We start from the raw sequence: 2,355 nt of genomic DNA on the forward strand, positions 1-2,355 counted from the left end.
GGTCAGGGAGTTGTCGCGCCCGTCGGCGACTGCTGTGATGCGCAACGTGCCCGAGGTGTTGACCGATCCGGCCGCGATCTCGTCGCCAGGCGCGACTTCGACGGGGATCGACTCGCCGGTGATTGCCGAGGTGTCCATCCACGAGTGACCCGCCTCGACGACGCCGTCCGTGCTGACCCGGTCGCCAGCGCCGACGAGAAGGACATCGCCCCGCCGGACCTGCTCGGCGGGGATCCGCTCGTCCGTTCCCGCTCGTGAAACGACAGCGGTTTCCGGGATCAGGGACAACAACGCCCGCAGCCCGTGACGGGCCCGGTCCATGGCGCGGTCCTCAAGCGCCTCGGCGATCGAGAACAGAAAGGCCAGAGCTGCTGCCTCGCCCAGGTGCCCTAGCAGGACGGCGCCTGTACCGGCGATCGTCATCAGTAGGCCCACACCCAGCCGGCCCTGCCCACGCCCCGTGACTAGGCGGCGGATGGCAGCCGGAGCAAAGGTCCAGGCACCCGCAGCCAAGCCGATCGCGTAGGACAGCACGCTCAGGCCCTCGGCGCCGCCGAATTCCAGCAGCAGTCCGGTCAGCCACAGCACTCCAGCGGCGGCTGGCAGTGCCAAGCCCTGATCACGCCACCACGGCGCGAGATCCTCAGTCACGGGCTCGTCCGTTCCGCAGCACACATCACTCATCGTCAGACCCTCTGCTCATCGGCAACCAGCGCAGGTGTAGTCCCGCAGCACAACGGCACGTCACAGTTCGCGTCCATGCAGGGGACCCCGTCGTCGACCGCCAAAACCACGTCCATCAACGACTCCAACGCCCGAGTCAGATGCGCATCGGCGATCTCGTAACGGGTCCGACGGCCTTCCGGCGCGGTGATCACGATCCCGCAGCCACGCAGGCACGCGAGATGATTCGAGACATTCGTGCGGCTCAGATCGAGATCGCGGGCCAACTGCGCCGGATAGCTCGCGTCCTGCAACAACGACACCAAGATCCGCGCTCGAGTCGGGTCCGCCATCGCCCTACCCAATCGATTGAGCACGTCCAGTCGAGCAGCACTATTCAGCATTCAGTGACCATACATTGAAGACTGACTTGTGGGCCAGTCGAGCAACGGATGCCAACTGATCGCTCCATGGCGGTAGCATCGCTTCATGACGATCAATAGCCAGCCTGAAGGTCCGGCTGCGATGGAAGTGTCTGACGCCTGCGCTGCCTTGTTCCATGCCTTGGCCGAGCCCACGCGCTTGGCGCTCCTGAAGCACCTCTCCAGTGGGGAGCATCGGGTCCGTGACCTGGTCGACCACATGCACCTTGCTCAGTCGACGGTGAGCAAGCACTTGGCGTGCCTGCGGGACTGTGGGCTGGTGAGGGTGCGGACCGAGGGCCGGGCGTCGTGGATCTCGTTGGCCGATCCGTCCCGACTGTCTGACCTGTTCGAAAGCGCGGATGCGCTACTGGCAGCGTCGGGCGCGTCGTTGTCCCTGCGCGAGCACCGTGACCACGACCAACTTGCGACCGAGGAGGTCTGATGGGATCCGACCACCACCACGGCCCGGCAAATGGGCAAGCGGGCAGTGGCTTGCGCAACCGTCTTCTGATTGCTTTTGGCATCACCTCGTTCATCGTCATCGCGCAGGCGATCGGTAGCGTCGTCACCGGCAGCCTGGCGCTGCTGACGGACACCGCCCACGCTCTATCGGACTCCACCGGCCTGCTGGTCGCGGTCATCGCGGCCACCATGATGCTGCGGCCCCCCAGCAGCCAGCGCACGTGGGGTTTCGCGCGAATCGAGATCGTCGCTGCCCTAGGCCAAGCGGTGTTGCTGCTGCTGGTGGGTTCTTACGCGGCCATCGAAGGGGTCCGCCGACTGGTTGAGCCCACGCAGGTCCAAGCCAGGGAACTGCTGCTCTTCGGCATCATCGGACTCGCGGCGAACATCGCCGCGATGGTGGTCCTGTCCTCCAGTCGCGACGCGAACTTCAACATGCGCGCGGCATTCCTCGAAGTGCTCAACGACGCCTTGGGTTCCTTCGGGGTGATCGTGGCCGCCATCGTGATCGCCACCACGGGGTTCCAACGGGCGGACACCATCGCCGGGCTGTTCATCGCGGCCTTGATCCTCCCCCGCGCTTACAAACTCTTGCGCGAGACCGTGCGGGTGCTGATGGAGTTCACCCCGAAGGACGTCGACCTGGACGCCGTGCGGACACATGTCCTTGAGCTGGAGCATGTTCGTGAGGTCCACGACCTGCACGCCTCCACGATCGGCACTGGCCTACCCGTCATCTCCGCGCACGTCGTAATCGACGACGAGTGCTTCGAGTCGGGCCACGCACCGCAGATTCTGGAGCAGA

3 protein-coding genes and 1 pseudogene are annotated in these 2,355 nt (G+C 65.4%); 2 read left to right on the top strand and 2 right to left on the bottom strand.

Annotated features, from left to right (window positions below):
* A pseudogene (locus ABC138_RS17295) lies at positions 1-684 on the bottom strand (cation-transporting P-type ATPase); the annotation flags it as partial.
* A gap of 2 nt (positions 685-686) precedes the next feature.
* Complete coding sequence (locus ABC138_RS17300; RefSeq protein ID WP_068265945.1) at positions 687-1,067, bottom strand: metalloregulator ArsR/SmtB family transcription factor; 381 nt, start codon at positions 1,065-1,067, stop codon at positions 687-689.
* 85 nt (positions 1,068-1,152) lie between these two features.
* Here ABC138_RS17300 and ABC138_RS17305 point away from each other — a divergent pair, with 85 nt between their 5' ends.
* Positions 1,153-1,530: a metalloregulator ArsR/SmtB family transcription factor gene (locus ABC138_RS17305; protein ID WP_068327917.1), complete on the top strand. Its 378-nt coding sequence runs from the start codon at positions 1,153-1,155 to the stop codon at positions 1,528-1,530.
* A partial coding sequence (locus tag ABC138_RS17310; protein ID WP_345914447.1) for a cation diffusion facilitator family transporter occupies positions 1,530-2,355 on the top strand: 826 nt, incomplete at its 3' end. The genes ABC138_RS17305 and ABC138_RS17310, both read left to right, overlap by 1 nt.

Source organism: Janibacter sp. LM (assembly GCF_039631275.1).
Taxonomy (GTDB): domain Bacteria; phylum Actinomycetota; class Actinomycetes; order Actinomycetales; family Dermatophilaceae; genus Janibacter; species Janibacter terrae.